At 65.1% G+C, this 21,944-nt stretch carries 20 protein-coding genes; 11 read left to right on the top strand and 9 right to left on the bottom strand.

Annotated elements, in window-relative coordinates:
• Positions 1-7 precede the first annotated feature (7 nt).
• On the top strand, positions 8-559 hold the full coding sequence (locus CH305_RS23360; RefSeq protein WP_032403270.1) for a regulatory protein RecX: 552 nt from the start codon (positions 8-10) through the stop codon (positions 557-559).
• A gap of 107 nt (positions 560-666) precedes the next feature.
• On the opposite strand, the gene CH305_RS23355 is transcribed toward CH305_RS23360, so the two are convergent.
• The 4 genes from CH305_RS23355 to CH305_RS23340 form a co-directional block, all read right to left on the bottom strand.
• On the bottom strand, positions 667-1,539 hold the full coding sequence (locus CH305_RS23355) for an amino acid ABC transporter permease (protein ID WP_032377153.1): 873 nt from the start codon (positions 1,537-1,539) through the stop codon (positions 667-669).
• Positions 1,539-2,216, bottom strand: a complete 678-nt coding sequence (locus CH305_RS23350; protein WP_032377154.1) for an amino acid ABC transporter permease — start codon at positions 2,214-2,216, stop codon at positions 1,539-1,541. Before CH305_RS23350 ends, CH305_RS23355 begins: the two co-directional genes overlap by 1 nt.
• An 85-nt stretch (positions 2,217-2,301) precedes the next feature.
• A complete protein-coding gene (locus tag CH305_RS23345; protein ID WP_037173936.1) occupies positions 2,302-3,135 on the bottom strand; it encodes a glutamate ABC transporter substrate-binding protein in 834 nt (277 codons plus the stop codon).
• Positions 3,136-3,188: 53 nt separating this feature from the next.
• On the bottom strand, positions 3,189-3,917 hold the full coding sequence (locus CH305_RS23340) for an amino acid ABC transporter ATP-binding protein (RefSeq protein ID WP_170944851.1): 729 nt from the start codon (positions 3,915-3,917) through the stop codon (positions 3,189-3,191).
• A 282-nt stretch (positions 3,918-4,199) separates the two neighbouring features.
• On the opposite strand from CH305_RS23340, the gene miaB reads away from it, so the two are divergent.
• Positions 4,200-5,717, top strand: a complete 1,518-nt coding sequence (miaB, locus tag CH305_RS23335) for a tRNA (N6-isopentenyl adenosine(37)-C2)-methylthiotransferase MiaB (RefSeq protein ID WP_094705294.1) — start codon at positions 4,200-4,202, stop codon at positions 5,715-5,717.
• Positions 5,714-6,301 carry a hypothetical protein gene (locus CH305_RS23330; RefSeq protein ID WP_032378420.1) on the top strand — a complete coding sequence of 196 codons (588 nt, stop codon included), beginning with the start codon at positions 5,714-5,716 and terminating at the stop codon, positions 6,299-6,301. Before miaB ends, CH305_RS23330 begins: the two co-directional genes overlap by 4 nt.
• 40 nt (positions 6,302-6,341) lie before the next feature.
• On the opposite strand, the gene CH305_RS23325 is transcribed toward CH305_RS23330, so the two are convergent.
• Complete coding sequence (locus tag CH305_RS23325; protein ID WP_094704981.1) at positions 6,342-7,859, bottom strand: DUF349 domain-containing protein; 1,518 nt, start codon at positions 7,857-7,859, stop codon at positions 6,342-6,344.
• Positions 7,860-8,011: 152 nt separating this feature from the next.
• Between CH305_RS23325 and CH305_RS23320 the strand changes: the two genes are divergently transcribed.
• The 5 genes from CH305_RS23320 (at position 8,012) to CH305_RS23300 (ending at position 13,251) form a co-directional block, all read left to right on the top strand.
• Positions 8,012-8,734, top strand: coding sequence for a hypothetical protein (locus tag CH305_RS23320; protein WP_179278379.1), 723 nt, complete (start codon positions 8,012-8,014; stop codon positions 8,732-8,734).
• The gene (miaA, locus tag CH305_RS23315) at positions 8,727-9,662 is read left to right on the top strand and encodes a tRNA (adenosine(37)-N6)-dimethylallyltransferase MiaA (protein WP_094704980.1); all 936 of its coding nucleotides are present in this window, start codon (positions 8,727-8,729) and stop codon (positions 9,660-9,662) included. Before CH305_RS23320 ends, miaA begins: the two co-directional genes overlap by 8 nt.
• A 10-nt stretch (positions 9,663-9,672) precedes the next feature.
• Positions 9,673-10,542 carry a diaminopimelate epimerase gene (gene dapF / locus CH305_RS23310; RefSeq protein WP_032377708.1) on the top strand — a complete coding sequence of 290 codons (870 nt, stop codon included), beginning with the start codon at positions 9,673-9,675 and terminating at the stop codon, positions 10,540-10,542.
• A 79-nt stretch (positions 10,543-10,621) separates the two neighbouring features.
• Entirely contained in the window at positions 10,622-12,157 is a 1,536-nt protein-coding gene (hflX, locus tag CH305_RS23305) for a GTPase HflX (RefSeq protein WP_032377709.1), read from the top strand.
• 5 nt (positions 12,158-12,162) lie between these two features.
• On the top strand, positions 12,163-13,251 hold the full coding sequence (locus CH305_RS23300; protein WP_094704979.1) for a hypothetical protein: 1,089 nt from the start codon (positions 12,163-12,165) through the stop codon (positions 13,249-13,251).
• Here the strand turns inward: CH305_RS23300 and CH305_RS23295 are convergent.
• From CH305_RS23295 to CH305_RS23280, 4 genes are read right to left on the bottom strand one after another with little or no spacing between them, the layout of a single operon-like run.
• Complete coding sequence (locus CH305_RS23295; RefSeq protein ID WP_032377711.1) at positions 13,248-13,505, bottom strand: HPr family phosphocarrier protein; 258 nt, start codon at positions 13,503-13,505, stop codon at positions 13,248-13,250. The two genes, CH305_RS23300 and CH305_RS23295, sit on opposite strands and share 4 nt — an antisense overlap.
• 43 nt (positions 13,506-13,548) lie before the next feature.
• Complete coding sequence (locus tag CH305_RS23290) at positions 13,549-15,597, bottom strand: fructose-specific PTS transporter subunit EIIC (RefSeq protein WP_032403277.1); 2,049 nt, start codon at positions 15,595-15,597, stop codon at positions 13,549-13,551.
• 9 nt (positions 15,598-15,606) lie between these two features.
• Positions 15,607-16,617, bottom strand: coding sequence for a 1-phosphofructokinase family hexose kinase (locus CH305_RS23285; protein ID WP_094704978.1), 1,011 nt, complete (start codon positions 16,615-16,617; stop codon positions 15,607-15,609).
• Positions 16,614-17,381 (bottom strand): DeoR/GlpR family DNA-binding transcription regulator, encoded by a 768-nt coding sequence (locus CH305_RS23280; RefSeq protein ID WP_032403279.1) that lies wholly within the window; start codon positions 17,379-17,381, stop codon positions 16,614-16,616. The genes CH305_RS23285 and CH305_RS23280 overlap by 4 nt, the downstream gene beginning before the upstream one ends.
• Before the next feature lie 171 nt (positions 17,382-17,552).
• On the opposite strand from CH305_RS23280, the gene ptsP reads away from it, so the two are divergent.
• From ptsP to CH305_RS23265, 3 genes are all read left to right on the top strand, one after another.
• Complete coding sequence (ptsP, locus tag CH305_RS23275) at positions 17,553-19,283, top strand: phosphoenolpyruvate--protein phosphotransferase (RefSeq protein ID WP_094704977.1); 1,731 nt, start codon at positions 17,553-17,555, stop codon at positions 19,281-19,283.
• 20 nt (positions 19,284-19,303) lie between these two features.
• Positions 19,304-20,575: a uracil-xanthine permease family protein gene (locus tag CH305_RS23270; RefSeq protein ID WP_170944829.1), complete on the top strand. Its 1,272-nt coding sequence runs from the start codon at positions 19,304-19,306 to the stop codon at positions 20,573-20,575.
• Positions 20,576-20,724: 149 nt separating this feature from the next.
• A complete protein-coding gene (locus CH305_RS23265) occupies positions 20,725-21,867 on the top strand; it encodes an acyl-CoA dehydrogenase family protein (protein WP_032378423.1) in 1,143 nt (380 codons plus the stop codon).
• The last annotated feature ends 77 nt before the right edge of the window (positions 21,868-21,944 follow it).

Genomic DNA, 21,944 nt, shown 5'->3' with positions numbered 1-21,944 from the left:
TGTCGCTGTGCAGCAGCGAGACGAGGGTGGCGGCACCGAGGCGCAGGCGAAGGATGTCTGCCTTCGGTTGCTGACCGACCGAGCGCGTAGCAGGCACGAACTCGAAGCGAATCTTGCGAAGAAGGGCTTCACTGCCGAGATCACGGCCGCAGTTCTCGACCGACTCGAGAAGGCAAAGCTTGTCGACGACGAGTCCTTCGCGCAGCAATGGGTCCAATCCCGGCACAAATATTCGGGCAAGGGCAAACGCGCGCTGAGCATGGAGCTCCGAACCAAGGGCGTCAGCAACGAGCTCGCTGTGAGCGCATTGGATCTGATCGACGCCGACGACGAGCGCCAGCGTGCAGGTGAACTGGTACGCAAGCGATTCCGCACCCTGAGGCTGCCCGATTCGAGTGGTCCGGATGCCCGTGTGGAGCGTGACAAGGTAGTCCGCAAGCTGGTCGGTATGCTCGCTCGCCGCGGATACTCGCAAGGAATGGCATTTGCGGTGGTCAAAGAAGAACTCGACCGCGCAGGTGCAGACACCGAAGACTTCGACGGCCCCGACTCGATGTGATCGTCCACCTCGAGACGGTGCCGTCGAGAAACAGTAAGGCCCGCAACACCATCGGTGTTGCGGGCCTTACTTGTCCAGGATTACCGAATGTTTCAGTCGATCCGAGGTCAGGCTGCCTGACCGCCGTCGAGAGCAGGAACGACGGCAGTCGCCCCCGCCTTGCGCTTACGAGAACGCAGACGACGTTCGACCACGGTGGCCAGCTTCGTCAGCGCCGAGTTGATGATGATCATGATGACAGCCACGATCACCAACGACGGCAGATAATTGCTGTAGAACGCGCCCACCTGCTGTCCCGAACGGACGACCTCGACGTACCCGATGACGTAACCGAGCGCCGAGTCCTTCAGTGCCACCACCATCTGCGAAATGATCGCCGGAAGCATGGCAGTGACGGCCTGGGGGAGCAGAACCAGCAACATGACCTGGCTCTTGCGCATGCCCAAAGCCGACGCGGCTTCGCGTTGACCCTTCGGTAGCGAATTGACACCGGCGCGCACGATTTCGGCAATGACCGAACCGTTGTACAGAGTCAGGCCTGTGACCACGGCAGCCAAGGCAAGATACTTGACCTTGAAGACCTCGTAGTCGGCGTACACCGCGTACAGGAAGATCATCAGGATCAGTACGGGAACTGCGCGGAAGACCTCGACGAATGCGCCACTGATCACCCGTACCACCCGGTGATCGGAGAGCCTGCCGATACCTAGGGCCGCACCGAGGACGAGCGCGAACACGATCGACAGCGCTGCCGCCACCAGAGTGCCCTGAATGCCGGGTATGAGATACGTGGTCCACGTGGTCGATTCGAGGAACGGATCCCACTTCTCGGCGGTCAGCTGACCTTTGGAGTCGAGTGCCCGGTAGATCAGGAACGCGACGCCCAACGAGACGATCGCGACGACGACAGTCAGAATTCGGTAGCGCAGTACCGCTTTCGGACCCGGAACGTCGTACAGAACTGCTACTGCATCACTCATCATGACACCGCCAATCGCTTGCTGATGTAGCCGAACAGCAACCCGGTCGGGAGCGTCAGGATCATGAAGCCGAGGGCGAAGATGCCGCCGACGACGAAGATCGCGGCTTCGTTCTCGATCATGTTCTTCATCAGGAACGACGCCTCCGCGACGCCGATGACCGAGGCGATGGTCGTGTTCTTCGTCAGTGCGATCACGACACTGCCGAGAGGTCCGACCACGGCTCGGAATGCCTGTGGGAGAACGACGATGGAGATGTTCTGGGTGAACGTCATTCCCAGTGATCGGCCCGCTTCTGCCTGACCGACCGGGACAGTGTTGATTCCCGAGCGTAGAGACTCGGCCACGAACGACGCGGTGTAGACACTCAGACCGAGGATCGCCAAGCGAAAGTTGTTGTCGTCGAGGAATGTCGACGACGACTCCGACGCGAGGGAGACACCCATGGTCTGGTAGAGGCCGAACGAGGTGAACAGAATGATCAGGGTCAACGGGGTGTTACGAAAAATGGTGACGTACGTCGCGGCTATGCCACGTGCGATCGGGATGGGAGACACCCGCATCGCGGCAATGATCGTTCCGATGACCAGCGCGCCGACGAGGGATGCCAACGTCAGGTAGATGGTCGAGAGGAACGCGTCGATCAGTTGATCGCCGTACTTGCTCAATAGGTTCACGGTGCTTGTTGATCCTCACGGCTCGGCGAGATCGAACCGTCGTGTTCCGCGTGCACACGCACGCGGAACACGACGACAGGGTCGATCAGTAGCGGTCGACGGTGGGCGGGGTCGGCAGCGGGTAGCCCGATGCGCCCACGGTGTCGTTGAACGCCTGCTCCCAGGCACCGCTGGAGACCATCTCTTCGATGGCGTCGTTGATCTTGTTGCGTCCGTCGGTGTCGTCCTTGTTCAGACCGATGCCGTAGTTCTCCGTGGTGAACGGCTCGCCGACCACCTTGAACTGTCCGGGGGACTGTGCTGCATAGCCGGCGAGGATGATGTCGTCGGTGGTCACGGCGTCGACCGTGCCGTTGCGCAGGGCTTCCACACACGCGGAGTACGTGTCGAACGGCTGCAGCTGCACGCCGGGGTACTCGTCGGCGATGTTCTGGGCCGGGGTGGATCCGGTGACCGAGCAGAGCCGCTTACCGTCGTTGAGCGAATCGGCACCGGTGATGTCGGTGTTGTCTTCGCGGACGAGCAACGACTGACCCGCCACGAAGTACGGCCCGGCGAAGCCGACCTTCTCCTTGCGGGTGTCGGTGATCGAGTAGGTGGCGACGATGTAGTCGACCTCGCCGTTTTCGATCAGGGTCTCGCGCTGTGCCGAGGGAGACTCCTTGAATTCGATGTTCGCCTCGTCGACGCCGAGCTTGCCTGCGACGTACTTGGCGACCTCGACGTCGAATCCGCTGAAGGTGCCGTCCGGATTGCGCAGACCGAGGCCGGGCTGATCGAACTTGATGCCGACGATGAGGTTGCCGGATTCGGCGCTGCTCGAGATGGTGCGGGCTTCTTCGCCGCCGCCGCAGGCGGTGGCGACGATGGAGAGAGCGGCGATGGCGACACCGAAGCGAAGCGGTCGGGTGATTCTCACAGTGAATGTCCTTAAGGATCGGTTCGGGTATACGGGGTGAACGGTGAAGCGGGTCAGTGACCGAGGATCTTGCCGAGGAAGTCCTTGGCGCGTTCGGACTTGGGGGACTTGAAGAAGGTTTCGGGATCGGTGTCCTCGACGACGGCTCCGTCGGCCATGAAGATGACGCGGTCGCCTGCCTTGCGGGCGAAGCCCATCTCGTGGGTCACGACGAGCATCGTCATGCCCTCCTTGGCGAGCGAGGTCATGACGTCGAGTACCTCGTTGACCATTTCGGGGTCGAGGGCCGAGGTGGGCTCGTCGAACAGCATCACCTTGGGGTTCATGGCGAGCGATCGAGCGATGGCGACACGCTGCTGCTGACCACCGGAGAGCTGAGCGGGGTACTTGTCGGCCTGGTTGGCGATCCCCACGCGTTCGAGCAGAGCCAACGCGCTCTTCTCTGCCTCGTCCTTCTTCTGCTTGCGCACCTTCATGGGCGCGAGCATGACGTTCTGCAGGATTGTCTTGTGTGCGAACAGGTTGAACGACTGGAACACCATGCCCACGTCGGCACGCAGTGCCGCAAGAGCCTTTCCTTCGGCGGGGAGTAGATCTCCGTCGACCTCGATGGCACCGGAATCGATCGGCTCCAACCGGTTGATCGTTCGGCACAGAGTCGACTTACCCGATCCTGAAGGACCCACGACGATGACGACCTGACCGGCCGGCACTTCCAGGTTGATGTCCTTGAGGACGTGCAGATCACCGAAATGTTTGTCGACGGATTTGAGCGAGATCATCGAAGGTGCGCCCGGCGGGGGTGTCGATGCCGGCGCGTCGGTGGCGTGCGTCATAAGTCGAAACCCTATGCGTAGTTTCCTCGCCGACCGGCGTTTTCGCCTGCCATCTTCGATTATGTAATGGAAACTTTACTGTCGGCCCGCATCGGCCCTGCACAGTCTGTGGTGGAGCCTGCGACCCCGGCGGGCCGGTCGGTGCGATGGACGTACCCTGGAGGGGTGCAGACGAGTGTTTTTCCGACCGTGGACGTGGCCGATCGTGGGAGTACCGATCCCGTGCCGGTGACCGACCCGTCGGCGGCAGTTCCCCGCAGCTACGAGGTGCGTACGCACGGTTGTCAGATGAACGTTCACGATTCCGAGCGGCTGTCGGGTCTGTTGGAGGAGGCCGGCTACGTTCCTGCGGACGCCGGCACCGATGCCGACCTCGTCGTCTTCAACACGTGCGCGGTGCGGGAGAACGCCGACAACAAGCTCTACGGCAACCTCGGCATGTTGCGGCCGGCGAAAACGCGAAACCCCAACATGCAGATCGCTGTCGGTGGCTGCCTTGCTCAGAAGGATCGCAACACGGTGGTCGACAAGGCTCCGTGGGTCGACGTCGTGTTCGGCACCCACAACATCGGGTCGCTGCCGGTGTTGCTCGAGCGCGCCCGGCACAACGAGCAGGCCCAGGTCGAGATTCTCGAGTCCCTGGAAGCTTTTCCGTCCACCCTGCCTGCGAAGCGGGAATCGACGTACGCGGGCTGGGTGTCGATCTCCGTGGGCTGCAACAACACCTGCACCTTCTGCATCGTCCCGGCGCTGCGCGGCAAGGAGATCGACCGCCGACCGGGCGACATCCTCGCCGAGGTGCAGGCTTTGGTGGACCAGGGCGTGCTCGAAGTGACGCTGCTCGGTCAGAACGTCAATGCCTACGGTGCCTCGTTCGCCGATCCGGACATGCCTCGAGATCGCGGCGCGTTCGCGTCTCTGCTGACCGCCTGCGGCTCGATCGAGGGGCTCGAGCGGGTGCGCTTCACGTCTCCGCATCCGGCCGAATTCACCGATGACGTCATCGAGGCGATGGCGGCCACTCCGAACATCTGCCCCACTCTGCACATGCCGCTGCAGTCCGGATCGGATCGAATCCTCAAGGCGATGCGCAGGTCCTATCGGCAGACGAAGTTCATGGGCATCATCGACAAGGTGCGCGCGGCCATGCCGCACGCAGCCATCACCACCGACATCATCGTCGGTTTCCCGGGTGAGACCGAAGAGGATTTCGAGCAAACCCTCGACGTGGTGCGACGCGCGAAGTTCGCCAACGCCTACACCTTCCAGTACTCCAAGCGTCCGGGCACACCGGCCGCCGACATGCCCGATCAGATCCCCAAAGAAGTTGTGCAGGAACGGTATCTGCGGTTGATCGCGTTGCAGGAAGAGATCGTTCTCGCTGCCAACCAGGCGCTGATCGGTACCGAGGTCGAACTGCTCGTCGCGACCGGTGAGGGGCGGAAGAATGCCGCCACGCATCGGATGAGCGGTCGCGCACGAGACGGTCGGCTCGTGCACTTCGCCGTCGACGCCGACAGAGCGAGCGATATTCGCCCGGGCGACGTCGTCACCACCACCCTCACCGCGGCCGCTCCGTACCACCTCATCGCCGATGCGGGAGTGCTCACGCACCGCCGCACGGCAGCAGGCGACGCGCACGAACGCGGCGTCATGCCGAAGACGGCACCGATCGGCGTCGGCCTCGGACTTCCCTCGATCGGCGCACCGGCGCCGCTTCCGGTTCAGACAGGATGCAACGTATGACCGAGACAGACGGACCCGACCGCGTCGTACCTTCACGATCCGCAGAGGAACTCGGACGAACCGAGAGAGCGGTGATGACCGAGTTGGACCCCGGCGCGCGTGCCATGGTCGTGGCCGGGCTGGTGCTGGTCCTACTGGTCACATTCGCGTTGCCGCACACCGGATCTGCCAGCGGATTCGATGTGCTCTCCGGTAGCGATGCGGCAGTCGCCGAATCGATTGCACTGCCGTCGCGGATCTTCGTCGTGCTGGTGCTGACGTTCGGTGTGGTCATGTCCGTACTGGCGCTCGTCACCCGAATGTGGGCGTTGGCCTGGGCGGCGCTTGCCGGCTGCGCGGTGTCGTCGGTGTTCGGGATGCTCTCGATCTGGTCGAGGCAGACCGTGCCGGACAACCTGCAGGGCGCCGGGCCGGGGATCGGTCTGATCATCGCGTGGATCGCCGTGATGGCGTTGACATTCCACTGGCTCAAAGCAGTGTGGAACAAGACGAACTCGCAACTCGCAGCTCAGGAACAGCGACGCATCGCGGCCGCGTCGGGCGAACAGAAGCTGCGACTGTGGGACGGCCACTCGGCCCCGTAGGTCCGATCGGCCGTCCCCAGTCAGGAGTGCCGTTGACGAATCACAGCTCGTCTACGGCACTCTCGGCCGCGTCGGCCCATTCACGCCACTGCTGCGCCTGAGCCAGTGCGCGCTCGGCGTCCTTGGTCTTTCCTGCTGCCGTCGCCTTTGCCGCCTGATCCTCGAACTGGGCCACCCGTTCGCGGAACTGAGCAGCGCGGGCGACCGCCTCGGGGTCGGAACGACGCCACTGCGACTCCACGGCGTCGTGCACGGACTTCTCGATCGCGCGCAGTTTGCCTTCGAGTTCCTGCATCTTCTCGCGCGGAACCTTGCCGATGGCATCCCACTTGTCCTGCAGGTCACGCAGTGCGGATCGAGCCGCATCGAGATCCTTGCTCGGATCGATGTGAGTCTTGGCCAACAGAGCTTCCTTGGCCTCGGCGTTGGCTTCGAACTCGGCATCCCGTTCGGAAGCCGCCGCGTTCCGTGCCGCGAAGAACACGTCCTGGGCAGCCTTGAAGTTCTTCCACAGGGCGTCGTCGGCGTCGCGAGGAGCCCGCCCCGACGCCTTCCACTCCACCAGAAGATCGCGGAACGCGGCCGCAGTGGGACCCCAGTCCGTCGACGAGGACAACGCAGTGGCGCGCTCGACCAACTCTTCCTTGCGGACTTTCGCGGCCCCTCGTTCGCGATCGAGATCGGCGAAGTGCGCGCCGCGGCGGCGGTTGAAGTTCTCCCGGGCCTTGGAGTAGCGCTTCCACAGAGCATCGTCGACCTTGCGGTCCACCCCGCGAATCGTCTTCCACTCGTCGAGAATCTCGCGTAGCCGATCTCCGGCCTGCTTCCACTGCGTCGATTCACTGCCGATCTGCTCGGCCTCGGTTGCGAGAGCCTCCTTGCGAGCAGTGTGCTCGGCTCGTTCGAGTTCTTTCTCGTGCTTGGCCACGGCGGCTGCGGCGTCGGAGTGCTCGACGACGGCGTCGAGTCGTCGGGCGAGCAGGTCGAGATCGCCGATGACCGCAGCGGTCGGCAGACTCTCCAGCAACGAGGAGGCGGCGGCCTTGGTCTTCTTGGCATCGCCGGTGCCCGAGGTCAATCGAGCCTCGAGCAGACCGACCTCCGTGGCCAGGTCGTCGTAGCGACGACCGAAATGTGCGAGGCCCTCGGCTGCGTCGCCGGCCTGCCATGACCCGATCTGCCGCTCGCCGTCGGCGGTGGTCACCCACGCGGTGCCGTCGTCGTCGACTCTGCCGAACTTGCTGGGATCGCTTGCCGGGGCAACCGTGGGGACCACAGTGGCGACGTGCGAGGACGCCGGGTGGGGTTTGGCTCCGGCCGAACCGCCGGGACGAGGAGAACCAGCACCTGGGCCGCCTGGCTTGGGGCCACCACCGGGCTTCGGCCCCCCGCCTGGCTTGGGGCCGCTGCCGGGCTTCGGTGCACTGCTCTGCTCGGTTACACGGCCTGGCTCGGATCCGCCGGGGGTCGAGGTGCCGGGCTGGGCGGCACCGGGGGTCGGGGCAGGTGCATCCGAGGATGTGGCCTCGGTGGGCCTGCCGGCGTTCGGGTCGGTCATTGTTCCTCATCTCTGCCGCGCGTCACGGCTGCCTTCACTCGCGATCTGGACACCATTGAACTAGGTGACGACCGATCGGACCATTGAAACAGCTCAGACGACTCGAGGTGGACTCGTCCGGCCAAGTCGCGCCACCGACTACCGTGGTGTTCGTGTTTCGTGCCGCGGCCCTGGTGCCCTCTCCACCGTTGCTCGTCCCCGAACTGATGGGCTCCAGTGCTGCCGAGACGGCCGATCTTCGCGCCGCCGCGGCCGACGCGGTGACGCAGCTGACGTCGAAGGTCGACCGGTGGATGGCGATCGGTGTCGATCACAGCGAAGAGACGTACGACGCGACCACAGTCGGTACGTTTCGCGGCTTCGGCGTCGACATCGTGGTGCGACTGTCCGATCGACCGTCGTCGACTCTGCCGGACCCTGAACTGCCGTTGTCCGTCCTGATCGCCGGTTGGTTGCGCGGAACGAGCGATCCGGACTCTGCGGTCGAGGTCCGGACGGTCCCCGCCGACGCGAGTGCCCAATGGTGCGCGACACACGGCGCGGAGCTGCGGCGCGAACTCGACGCGTCGTCCGAGAGCTGGGGCATTCTGGTGCTGGCAGACGGCGCGAACACGCTGACTGCCAAGGCACCGGGCTCGTTCGACGAGCGGGCCGCAGCGATTCAGCTGCGGATCGACGATGCCCTCGCCGCGGCCGATGTCGATGCACTGGCGAACCTCGATGCGGACCTGTGCGCGGCGGTCGGCGTGAGCGGACGGGCGGCATGGCAGGTGCTGGCGGCCACCGTCGGCTCGGTCACCATCACGGCTACCGAGCTCTACCGTGGGGCCCCCTTCGGTGTCGGGTACTACGTCGGAACGTGGTCCCGTGCCTGACGAACCCGGCCCGTACGATCCGGCCACGACCCCGATCGCGGTGATCGGGCCGACGGCCACGGGCAAGTCCGCTCTGGCACTCGATCTGGCAGAGAAGCTCGGCGGCGAGATCGTCAACATCGACGCGATGCAGCAGTACCGGGGGATGGACATAGGGACCGCAAAGCTGTCGGTAGCAGAGCGTCGCGGCATACCGCACCACCAGTTGGATGTGCTCGAGGTCACCGACATCGCGACCGTTGCGCGCTACCAGGGCGCTGCCGTCGCGGACGTCGACGACATCCGATCCAGAGGCCGGCGACCGATCATCGTCGGCGGATCGATGATGTACGTGCAATCACTGCTCGACGAGTGGGCTTTTCCGGCCACGGATCCGGTCGTCCGCGCGAAATGGGAAGACGTGCTCGAACGCGACGGGGTCGACGAGATCCATCGCGCGTTGACGGCGGCCGATCCCGAGGCCGCCGCGTCGATTCTGCCCACCGACGGTCGTCGTATGGTCCGCGCGCTGGAGGTGGTGGAGCTGACCGGGAAACCGTTCGCGGCATCGGCCCCGAAGATCGGTGAACCGCGCTGGGGCACAATCATATTGGGAGTCGATCGCGACACCGCTGAACTGGACGAGCGAATCGATATCCGCACCCGGCTGATGTTCGACACCGGACTGCTCGACGAGGTGGAAGGCCTGCTCGGGATCGGATTGCGTGAAGGGGTCACGGCGTCGCGGGCAATCGGGTACGCGCAGGCTCTCGACGTATTGGCGGGGGTGTACGACATCGAGCACGCCCGCGAGCGCACGTTCATCGGCACCAGGCGATACGTGCGACGGCAGCGTTCCTGGTTCCGCCGAGACGACCGGGTGTGCTGGCTCGACGGCGCGTCGTCCACGTTGACCTCGGACGCCCTGGGTGTCATCGACCCCCCGTAGACTCGAGACCATGGAATTCGCCAAAGGCCACGGAACTCAGAACGACTTCGTCGTACTGCCGGATCCGTCAGCCGAGCTCGAACTCACCAGATCGGCAGTCGCGGTGTTGTGCGATCGACGCCAGGGCATCGGTGCGGACGGCATCCTGCGCGTCGCCCGAGCCGGTGTACTCCGAGATGCAGGCGTACTCGATCGACTTCCGTCCGGTGTCGAGCCCGACGACTGGTTCATGGACTATCGCAACGGCGACGGCACGATAGCCGAGATGTGCGGCAACGGTGTTCGCGTGTTCGCCCACTACCTGCGCGTGCACGACCTCGAACATCGCGATCAGTTCGTCGTGGGTTCGCGGGCCGGTGCCCGCGCGGTGACGGTGCACTCGTTCGACGACACCGACGCCGATGTCACCGTCGCGATGGGTGATGTGACGTTGATGGGCTCGAGCTCGGTGGCCATTGCGGGTGGCTCGTACGAGGGCGTCGGGATAGACGTCGGCAACCCGCATCTGGCCTGCGTCGACGGCACGCTGACCCGTGCGGCTCTGGGCGCGCTCGACCTGTCCGCACCGCCGACCCTGGACCCCGAGTTCTTTCCCCGCGGGGCGAACGTGGAGCTGCTGACCAGGCTGGACGACGGCGGTGTCGAGATGCGGGTGTTCGAGCGTGGCGTCGGCGAGACGCGGTCGTGTGGCACCGGCACTGTGGCCGCAGCCGCGGCCGCGCTGTCGTACGAGGGTCTCGAGACCGGTGAGGTGAGCGTCGGCGTACTCGGTGGTCGGGTCAGCGTGCACATCGATCACGTCGGTGCCACACTCCGCGGGCCCTCGGTCCTGCTTGCCCGCGGCGAGATCGACGACCGATGGTTCGCAGCCCAGAACTGACGTCTCCTCGGGCACCATGCGTGGGCGGAGTCGAAACCCGCGTGCATACGCTGGGATTTTCGTGGATCATGGGGGATGTATGACGAACTCACATGAAACATCACCTGCGGGCGAACCGGTCGAGAATGCCGACGGTTCACCCGACACCGCATCTGCATGGACCCGCGAGGAGTCCGACGCGTGGTCGAGGCGGTTGGCCCGATCTCCGCTCAACGACGAGGACCCGTCGTCGGGTGACATGCAGCTCGAAGAACGCACCGCGCTACGACGAGTGGCCGGCCTGTCCACCGAGCTCACCGACGTCACCGAGGTCGAGTACCGACAGCTGCGCCTCGAACGCGTCGTGCTGGTCGGAGTGTGGACCACCGGTACGGCTGCGCAGGCGGAGTCCAGCATGACCGAACTTGCGGCGCTGGCCGAGACGGCAGGCTCGGAGGTACTCGAAGCGTTGATGCAACGGCGCGACAAGCCCGATGCTGCGACGTACATCGGTTCCGGTAAGGCGAAAGAGGTCCGCGACATCGTGCTCGCGACCGGAGCCGACACGGTGATCTGCGACGGCGAGCTGACCCCCGCCCAGCTCAACGCGCTGGAGAAGGTCGTCAAGGTCAAGGTCATCGACCGCACCGCGCTGATCCTCGACATCTTCGCGCAGCATGCGACGTCGCGAGAAGGCAAGGCGCAGGTCGCTTTCGCTCAGATGGAGTACATGTTGCCCAGGCTTCGCGGCTGGGGCGAGTCGATGTCGCGTCAGGCCGGTGGCCGTGCGGGTAGCAACGGCGGTGTCGGTCTGCGTGGACCGGGTGAAACGAAGATCGAGACCGACCGTCGACGCATCCGTGAGCGAATGGCCAAGCTGCGCCGCGAGATCAAGGGCATGAAGCAGGCCCGTGACACCAAACGGGAACAGCGATTGAGCGGCACAGTGCCGTCCATCGCGATCGTCGGTTACACCAACGCGGGCAAGTCGAGTCTGCTGAACGCGTTGACCGGTTCCGGTGTGCTGGTTCAAAATGCGCTGTTCGCCACCCTCGATCCCACGACGCGTAAGTCGACTCTCGAGGATGGCCGCGCAATCGTGCTGACCGATACCGTCGGCTTCGTCCGGCATCTCCCGACTCAATTGGTCGAGGCTTTCCGCTCGACGCTGGAGGAGGTCACCGATGCCGATCTGCTGCTGCACGTCGTCGACGGGTCCGATCCGCTCCCACTCGATCAGATCAAGGCCGTCCGTGAAGTGATCACCGACGTGGTTCGCGAGCAGGACGCGAAGATGCCGCCGGAATTGTTGGTGGTCAACAAGATCGACGCTGCCGACCCGGTGCAGCTCACGCAGTTGCGCGGGCTGCTCGACGGCGCACGGTTCGTTTCGGCGAAGACCGGTGAGGGCATCGACGCACTGCGCGATCACCTCGGCGACATCCTGTCCGAGCCCGACGTGCTGGTGGACGTCCTCGTGCCGTACACCCGCGGTGATCTGGTCGCGCGGATCCACACCGATGGTCGAATCGTGCAGTCCACGCACGAGGAGGACGGCACTCGCGTCGAAGCTCGGGTGCCGCAGTCGCTGGCAGCTGCGCTCGTCGAGTTCACGGCGATCGTCCCCAGCGCCTGACGTCGATGGGGCCGCGGCTGGTGGTGCGTGGCGTTGCCGCGTCTGTGGTCGCCACCGCCACCGCGTTCTCCGGAACGGCGTTCGCCGCGCCGATCGATGCGGAAACATACTGTCTGCCAACTGATCCCGGTCTCGCGGAATTGTCCGGGATGACGTCGATCGACGGTGTCCTGTACGCGATCGGAGACAGTGGGGCCGACGATCGGGTCGCGGTGCTCGACGCGAACTGTGCTGTGGATCGGTGGATCGACGTACCCGTCGACCCGTACGACGTCGAGGACCTGACCGCGTACGACGGTTCGCTGTGGTTGGCCGACATCGGCGACAACCAGATGCGGCGCGACACAGTGGCATTGACGCGAATGGACCCGGTAACGGGCGCGGGCGAACTGCACCGGCTCACCTACCCCGACGGCGCGCACGACGCCGAGACGGTATTGATCGAAGCCGGCGGTCGACCGGTGATCGTCACCAAGGAACTCTCGGGCGTCAGCGGAGTGTACGTACCGACCGGAGACGAATCCGTCACCGAACTGAGCAGTCCGGGGCCGACGGCGCTCCGCAAGGTAGGCGACATGGCGTTCTCCGCTACCGGGACTGTCGGTGGTCCGCCGTTCGTGGTCGGATCGATTCTGGCGACCGGGGGAGCGGTGAGCGCCGACGGCACCGTCGGCGCGGTGCGCACGTACACCGATGCGTACCTGTTTCGTTCGTCCGGCGGCGACATCGCGTCGGCGTTGGTCGACCCGGACGCGCCGCGTGCGGTGGTGGCGTTACCCGATCAACCGCAGGGTGAGGCACTGGCGTTCCTGGCCGATGGAACCCTGCTCCTGGCATCGGAGGCCGGGTTCGGTCCCACCGACGGAATTCTTCCACCCATTCTTCGACTTCCGGATGCACAGTCCATGGAGCTTTCTGCCCCCGAACCCGCAGCGCCGGACTCGGTATCGCCGACACCGAGCGCAGATCAGCCCTCGGAGACGCCGACAGCGACGGACTCGGAATGGGAATTCCGAGCGGCCGTCGCTGCCGGTGTGGTGCTGATCGCCGGAGCGGTGGGATTCACCGTCCGGCGATCGATGCGTTCTCGTTAGGCGTCCAGGTCTGCTTCGACGAGTGCGACCACCTTGTCCAGTGCTGCCTGGTCGTCACTGGTGACGGTGACTTCGGTGCCCTTGGTGGCTCCGAGCGTCATGATCATCAGGGCCGAACCTGCGTCCACCGGCTCCGAGTCGGCCACTGCGAGGGTGACGTCCACGCCGGCTTCGGCGACGGCGTCGGCGATCAGTGCTGCGGGACGAGCGTGCAGACCGATCGAAGATCCGACGGCGACTGTGGTGCTGGGCATGTGCTGCTCCTTCGTAGTGGGGTCGTTGCGATCGTAGCGAGTGTCAGACGGTGGCGAGTGCCGGATCGAGTTCGGCCTCGGTCGGGGCGTTCTTGCCCTTGACGAACTGCTTGGCCGAGACGACCAGGAACGCCGAGACGATGGTTCCGACGGCCAGAGACACGATGAACCACAGGATGTTTCCGATGGCGAAGAACACGAAGATTCCGCCGTGGGGCGCGCTGAGGGTGACGTTGAAGGCCATGATCATTGCACCGGTGACTGCGCCACCGGCCATCATCGAGGGGATGACGCGGAACGGGTCGGCCGCAGCGAACGGAATTGCGCCCTCGGAGATGAATGCTGCTCCGAGGAACCAGGCAGCCTTGCCGTTCTCACGCTCGGCTTCGGTGAACAGACGCGAGCGAACGGTCGAGGCCAGTGCCATGGCGAGCGGCGGCACCATTCCTGCGGCCATGACTGCAGCCATGATGCGCAGTGATGCGGTGTCGGTGACCGACAGGCCTGCCGTCGCGAATGCGTAGGCAGCCTTGTTGACCGGTCCGCCGAGGTCGAAGCACATCATCAGGCCGAGGATGATGCCGAGGATGATGACCGAGGAACCGCTGAGTCCGTTGAGCCAGTCGGTCAGTCCGCTGGTGATCGCGGCGAGGGGCTTGCCGAGCAGCAGGAACATGATCGCGCCGACGATGAGGGTGGCGAACAGCGGAATGATGACGACCGGCATGAGGCCGCGCAGAACGGCGGGGATCTTCCACTTGCTGATCCACAGTGCGACGAAGCCGGCGATCAGACCACCGACGAGACCGCCGATGAAGCCTGCACCCACCAGAACGGCGACCGCTCCTGCGGTGAATCCTGGTGCCAGACCTGGTCTGTCTGCAATGGCGTAGGAAATGTAGCCGGCCAGCGCGGGGACCAGGAAGCTGAACGAGAGTGCGCCGATCTGGAAGAGCACGGCACCGAGATACGTCGTCAGTCCGCCGTCGGGAAGTGCGGTGATCGAGTTGTTGACGACGATATCCTCGGCCACGCCGGAGATCTCGTAGCCACCGAGCAGGAAGCCGAGAGCGATCAGCAGACCACCGGCAGCGACGAACGGGATCATGTAGCTGACGCCGGTCAGCAGGATCTGGCGAATGCGGGTGCCCCAGCCGAGCTCGCCGGCAGACTCGTTGGAGCCGGCCGCGACTGCGGTGCCGCCGACGCGAGCTGCATCCGGGTTCAGTGCGGCACGAAGTGCTTCGGTGAGCATGACGTCGGGCTCGTTGATGGCGCGCTTGACGCCCGAGGAGATCACGGGCTTGCCGGCGAAACGTTCGCGGCCCTTGACGCCCACATCGGTGGCGAAGATGACTGCTTCGGCTCCGGCGATGATCGAAGGATCCAGCGGCGTGCTGCCGCTCGAGCCCTGGGTCTCCACGTGAACGGTGACTCCGGCGCGCTCGCCTGCGGCGACGAGCGAGTCGGCAGCCATGTAGGTGTGCGCGATTCCGGTGGGGCAGGCGGTGACCGCGACGATGTGCTTCGGGGCCGTTGACGCTTCGGCCGGGGTGGCGGCCGCGCTGTGCTTGGCGGTGTCGACCGGAGCTGCGGCAGCAGTGGCTGCGGCAGGCTTGGCAGCCGGGTTGATGACACCGTCGACGAGCGTGACGATCTCGGTCGCCGAGGACGCGTTGCGCAGTGAGGTGACGAACTCCGGCTTCACCAGTGCTCGGGCCAGGCTGGAGAGCAGCTTCATGTGGGCCGAACCGGCACCGGCCGGAGCGGCGATCAGGAAGACGAGGTCTGCGGGGCCGTCGGGGGCTCCGAAATCGACCTTCGGGTTCAGGCGTGCGAAGCCGAGCGAGGCCGAGGTGACTGCCTCGGAGCGGCAGTGCGGAATGGCGATGCCGCCGGGCAGACCGGTTGCCGACTGCGCTTCGCGGGCCAGTGCGGCGTCACGCAGAGCGTCGGTGTCGGTTGCGCGACCTGCGGATGCCAGAACACCGGCAAGGCGTTCGATGACGGCATCCTTGGATTCGCCGAGATCGGCGTCGAGGAGGATCAGATCCTCGGCGATGATCTGCTGATCTTCGGTGGGGCTGGACATTGGAGACTCCTAGAGACGGTTCGAAGAAGGAGAGAGCGTGGACGGGGTGACGGACGTGGGGAGGTCGAGCGCGCGAACCGTCACCGAAGTCGGGTGGGTCTGCTCGGGCAGTGGAAGCGTGGTGCCTGGTAGTGCGGTGGCTGCTGTTCCGTAGGCGACGGCGCGGCGTAGTTTGTCTGCGGCGGAGCAGTTCTCGGCATCGGCGAGGATGTAGCCGGCGAGTGAGGAATCGCCCGCGCCGACCGTGCTGACTGCGGTGATCGGGGGCGGGCTGGCGTACCAGGAACCGTCCTCGGTGACCAGTACGGCCCCGGCGCTGCCGAGCGTAGCCAGTACCGCGCCGACCCCTCGGCCGAGAAGGATGGTGCTGGCCGCGATGGCGGCAGTGGGATCGCCCTGTGCCGCTGCGCTTTCCAGCTCCTCCGAATCGTACCCGGTCAGTTGGGCAAGTTCCTCGGAATTGGGTTTCATCAGGTCCGGAGCCGATGCCGGGAACGCTGCCGCGAGAGCGAGGAGCGGCTCGTCGGAGGTGTCGACGGCGACCTTCGCCGAGGTGGCGCGCAACGCGGTGACGAGCTCGGCATACCAATCCACCGGTAGGCCGGGAGGAAGGGAACCCGACAGAACAACCCATTCGGCACCGACTGCGAGAGAGAGCACTCGTTCCCGCAGCTCGGCGCGGGTCTGCTCCGACACCGTTGCGCCCGGCTCGTTGATCTTGGTGGTGGTACCACCGATCTCGCTGACCGTGATGTTGGTTCGGGCAAGCCCCGACGTCGTTACTGCCGAGTAGCGCACTCCTTTCGCGGCCATCGCGTCGAGCAGCGGGTCGCCGACGTTGGCCGGGAGCACTGCCAACGCCTCGACTCCGGATCCGCCGAGAACGCGAGCGACGTTGACGCCCTTGCCGCCCGGGTCGGTGGCCGACGTCGACGCCCGGTGCACGCCGCCGCGGACGAGCGGTGCGTCGAGTGTGACCGTACGGTCCATGCTCGGGTTGGCCGTGAGTGTGACCATCATGCGATCACCACCTCGATTCCTTTGTCGCTGAGATTCTTACGGTCGTTGGTAGAGATGTCGCTGTCGGTGACGATGACGTCGATGGACTCCACTCGGGCGAAACTCACCAGGTGCTCGCGGCCGATCTTCGACGAATCAGCGAGTACGACAACATGATTCGCTGCATCGACCATCGCGCGCTTGACTGCTGCCTCGTCGCTGTCCGGGGTGGACAGCCCGTGCCCGACGCTGATGGCGTTGGTGCCGATGAACGCGACGTCCACCCGGAGCCATTCGAGAGCGCGCAGTGCTTCGTCGCCGACGGCCGCCTGAGTGGTTCCGCGGACACGCCCGCCGAGCAATCGAAGATTGATGTTCGGCATGGTCGCAGCCCGAGCGGCGATCGGTACCGAGTTGGTCACCAATATCAGCTCGCGATCGTGTGGAAGCAGGCCTGCCAGCCGGCCCGTCGTGGTGCCGGCGTCGAACACGGCGCTGCCGCCCACCGGCGGCAGGAAGGACAACGCCGCGGCTGCGATTGCATCCTTCTGATCTGCGCGAGTGAATTCGCGCTCGGATACACCGGGCTCGAGTGTGGTCAGAGCGGATGCGGGTACTGCTCCACCGTGGACGCGGCGCACGACTCCCATTCGGTCGAGAGTGGCGAGGTCGCGCCGCACGGTTTCGGTGGTGACGCCGTACGTGGCAGAAAGATCGTTGACGGAGACGCGTCCGTGGGTACTGATCAGTTCGGCAATCGCGTGCTGTCGTTCTTCGGCGTACACCTGCGTCTCCTTCCCGGTTGATGTTGCTTTATGTTGTTTTACGCCCGTGTGTGTTGACATGTCAAGGCTTTGGAGTAATCTCGGTCACAACACAGGCAAGCAATTGAGTACGCCACAGCTCGCCGATCAGTACGAAGACCATTTGTTCACGCAGGATCCGAGGAGGACCACATGACGGGATCGGTTAGCACCGCGTCGACCGGACACGCAGACACGACAGTCGATGCTGCCGGGACCGGAGCAGCGCAGACGACACTGCGCGGCACGCCCGTCGTGCCCGGTGTCGGATACGGTCCCGTCATTCGCCCCGGTGCTCGTCCGTCCATTCCCGCCGATACCGGCGAGGTGGCAGAGGCCGATCGGGAGTCCGAGAAGGCTGTGTTCGATGCTGCCGCGAACGCCGTTGCCACTCGATTGCGCGGTCGCGCCGAGCTGGCGACGGGAGCTGCGTCGGAGGTTCTGTCGGCCAATGCCGCGATGGCAACCGACCGCGGATGGCTCGGTGCGGCGCGCTCCTCGATCGCCAAGGGCAGTTCTGCCGTCGCCGCAACCGCTGCGGCCACCGAGAAGTTCGCTGCCATGTTCACCCAGCTCGGCGGCCTGATGGCCGAGCGCGTGACAGACCTGCGCGACATCCGCGACCGCGTGATCGCCGAGATCCTGGGTGTTCCTGAGCCCGGTGTTCCCGTGCCGGCCGAACCGTCGATTCTGTTCGCCGACGACCTGGCGCCGGCCGACACCGCGGGCCTCGACCCCACCCTGATCGTCGGACTTGCGACCTCGCTCGGAGGTCCGACCAGCCACACCGCGATCATCGCCCGCCAGCTCGGCATCCCGTGCATCGTCGCCGTTGCAGGCCTCGACGCCATCGCGGCAGGTACGAATGCAGCTGTCGACGGAACGAGCGGCCGCATCGACCTCGAACCCGACGCCGACTCGGCCCGCGCTGCCGTGGTCTCCGCCCGCGACGAGCTCGACCGAGTGTCCCAGTGGGTCGGCCCAGGCAGGACTGCCGACGGTCACGCGGTCGACATCCTCGCCAATGTGCAGGACGGGGCGGGTGCCCGGGCAGCGCGATCGAGCGCAGCAGACGGAGTCGGTCTGTTCCGCACCGAACTGTGCTTCCTGGACCGCGATTCCGAACCCACTGTCGACGAGCAGGCCGAGATATACGCCCAGGTGCTCGACGCATTCGCAGGCAAGAAGGTCGTTGTGCGCACCCTCGACGCAGGTTCGGACAAGCCACTGAGGTTCGCCACCCATCCCGACGAGGCCAATCCGGCACTGGGCATTCGTGGCATTCGCATCGCCGAGGCCGATCGCGGCATTCTGTATCGACAGCTCGACGGGATCGCTGCCGCCGCGAAGGCGACCGACTCGTCCCCGTGGGTGATGGCTCCGATGATCGCGACCGCGCAGGAAGCGAAGGACTTCGCCGCCGACGTCCGTGAACGCGGACTCACCCCCGGCGTCATGATCGAGGTGCCTGCTGCTGCCCTGCTCGCAGAACACATCCTCGAGCACGTGGACTTCCTGTCCATCGGCACCAACGACCTGGCCCAATACACGATGGCCGCGGATCGGATGTCTGCTCAGCTCGCCGGTTTGACCGACCCGTGGCAGCCCGCGGTATTGGCCCTGGTGGCGCACACCGCTGCCGCAGGAGCCAAGGCCGGAAAGCCGGTCGGCGTCTGCGGCGAGGCCGCTGCGGATCCGCTGTTGGCCTGTGTGTTGGTCGGACTCGGCATCACTTCTCTGTCTGCTGCGTCGGCCGCCGTCGCACATGTGGGTTCCAAGTTGGCTACGGTCACGCTCGATCAGTGCAAGGCCGCTGCCGAGGCTGCCCTGAAGACCGACAGCACTGCCGCCGCCCGTGAGGCAGTGAGCGCGATCCTCGGCTGACCCCATAGTCTTTTCCCATCATGAGAAATCTGGGTTGGACGCTGCACGGAAACGGAAAAACCGTCGAGTCCGGGGCGGTGGTGGCACCGGACGAACGGTTGTCGTGGCCGCGCACCATCGGTATCGGGATGCAGCACGTCGTCGCCATGTTCGGTGCCACGCTGCTCGTTCCGACGATCACCGGCTTCCCGGTCTCGACGACACTGCTGTTCTCGGGCGTCGGAACGGTGCTGTTCCTGCTCATCACCAGAGGGCGGGTGCCCAGCTATCTGGGGTCGTCCTTCGCATTCCTGGCTCCGCTCGGTGCCACCCAGGCCAACGGCCCGGCCGCGCAACTCGGTGCCGTCCTGTGTGTCGGGGTCGTGCTTGCGGCGATCGGTGTCGTCGTCAAGATCGCCGGTCGGCGTGTGCTCGATGCGGCGATGCCGCCGGTGGTGACCGGCGCGGTGGTCGTGTTGATCGGGCTCAATCTGGCCCCGGCAGCAACAACGTCGTTCGAGGCGCAGCCGCTGATCGCTGCAGTGACGCTGGTTGCCATTCTGCTGGCCACGGCCGTAGGACCGGGACTGCTGGGCCGGCTCGGAATTCTGCTCGGTGTCGTCGTGGGCTGGGTCTTCGCCGCCGTCACCGGCGGTATAGCGCAACCACGCCTCGACGCTCTGAGCGCGGCGAGCTGGATCGGTCTGCCTGAGTTTCGTGGACCGTCGTTCGAGCTGTCGGTGATCCTGGTAGCGCTGCCGGTGGTGATCGTCCTGGTGGCCGAGAACGTCGGACACGTCAAAGCGGTCGCGGCGATGACCGGCAAGAACCTCGACGACGTGGCCGGTGACGCTCTGATCGCCGACGGGTTGGCGACCACCCTGGCCGGAGCCGCAGGTGGCTCGGGCACCACCACGTACGCAGAGAACATCGGGGTCATGGCCGCCACTCGCGTCTATTCGACAGCCGCGTACTGGGTCGCGGCCTTCACGGCGATAGTGCTGGCGTTCTCGCCCAAGTTCGGTGCCCTGATCTTCACCGTCCCCGACGGCGTAATCGGGGGAGCGACCCTGGTTCTGTACGGACTGATCGGGCTGCTGGGCGTTCGGATCTGGACCGACGCCAAGGTGGACTTCGCCGATCCGGTCAACCTGATCGTTGTCGCGGCGGCGCTCGTCGCGGGCATCGGCGACCTCACGCTGTCGGTGGGCTCGGTCGAACTCGGCGGTATCGCGTGGGGTTCTCTGGGCATCCTGCTGGGCTATCCGATCGTCTCGGCGCTCGCGAAAAGTACCGCCGACCGGCGGACCTAGCAGGGGCGGTCACGGATCGCGCACGTTTTGGTCATCGACCTTCGCTGCACCCCGAACGTACTGTTGGAACGTGACGTCAGTCGTACCGACGACCGCGAATGACACCGTTCACAGGTCGCCGTCGGTATGCACCGAACAAGGAGATCTGCGTGGAACGCACACTTTTCGAGCCCGAGCACGAGCTGTTCCGGGAGTCTTACCGGAAGTTTCTCGAACAGCACGTAGCCCCCAATCACGCGAAGTGGGAAGAGCAGAACATCGTCGACCGCGGCGTCTGGGTCGAGGCCGGTAAGCAGGGCTTCCTCGGAACGGCTGCACCGGAGGAGTTCGGCGGCGGCGGCGTCAAGGACTTTCGGTACAACGCCATCGTCACCGAGGAAACCACTCGCGGCGGCTACAGCGGCATCGGCTTCACCCTGCACAACGACGTCGTCGCGCCGTACCTGATCGAGCTGGCCAACGACGAGCAGAAGCAGCGTTGGCTCCCCGGATTCTGCTCGGGTGAGCTGATCACCGCGATCGCCATGACCGAGCCGGGTACCGGAAGCGACCTGCAGGGCATCAAGACCAAGGCCGTTCGCGACGGCGACGACTGGGTGCTGAACGGATCGAAGACGTTCATCACCAACGGAATCAACGCCGATCTGATCATCGTCGTGGCGTGCACCGACCCCGAGAAGGGTGCTCAGGGCTTCAGCCTGCTGGTCGTAGAGCGCGACATGCCCGGTTTCGAGCGCGGCCGCAATCTCGACAAGATCGGGATGAAGGCCCAGGACACAGCCGAACTCAGCTTCACCGACGTTCGCGTGCCCGCGGCCAACCTGCTCGGTGAAGAAGGCATGGGCTTCATCTACCTCATGCAGAATCTTCCCCAGGAACGGCTCTCGATCGCTGTCGTCGCCGCTGCGGCCATGGAATCGGCGCTGGACATGACAATTCAGTACTGCCGCGATCGCAAGGCGTTCGGCAAGTCGATCGGAAAGTTCCAGAACACCCGCTTCGTGTTGGCGGAGTTGGCAACCGAGACCACCGCCACCCGCATCATGGTGGACAAGTTCATCGAACTGCTCAACGCGGGCACCCTGACCGTCCAGGAAGCCGCCATGGCCAAATGGTGGACCACCGAAAATCAGGTCAAGCTGATCGACCGGTGCCTGCAGTTGCACGGCGGCTACGGCTACATGAAGGAATACCCGATCGCCAAGGCCTACATGGACTCTCGTGTCCAGACGATCTACGGCGGCACCACCGAGATCATGAAAGAGATCATCGGCCGCGGATTGAACCTCTGATCCGCTGATCCGACGAACGCGAAGGGCCGCAGCACAATGTGCTGCGGCCCTTCGCGTGTCACTGCAGAGACGTCGCC

It is taken from the genome of Rhodococcus sp. 15-649-2-2, assembly GCF_002258645.1.
Taxonomy (GTDB): Bacteria; Actinomycetota; Actinomycetes; order Mycobacteriales; family Mycobacteriaceae; genus Rhodococcoides.
Note: the sequence above shows the minus strand (reverse complement) of the source record. Positions and strands in the feature narration are given on the sequence as shown.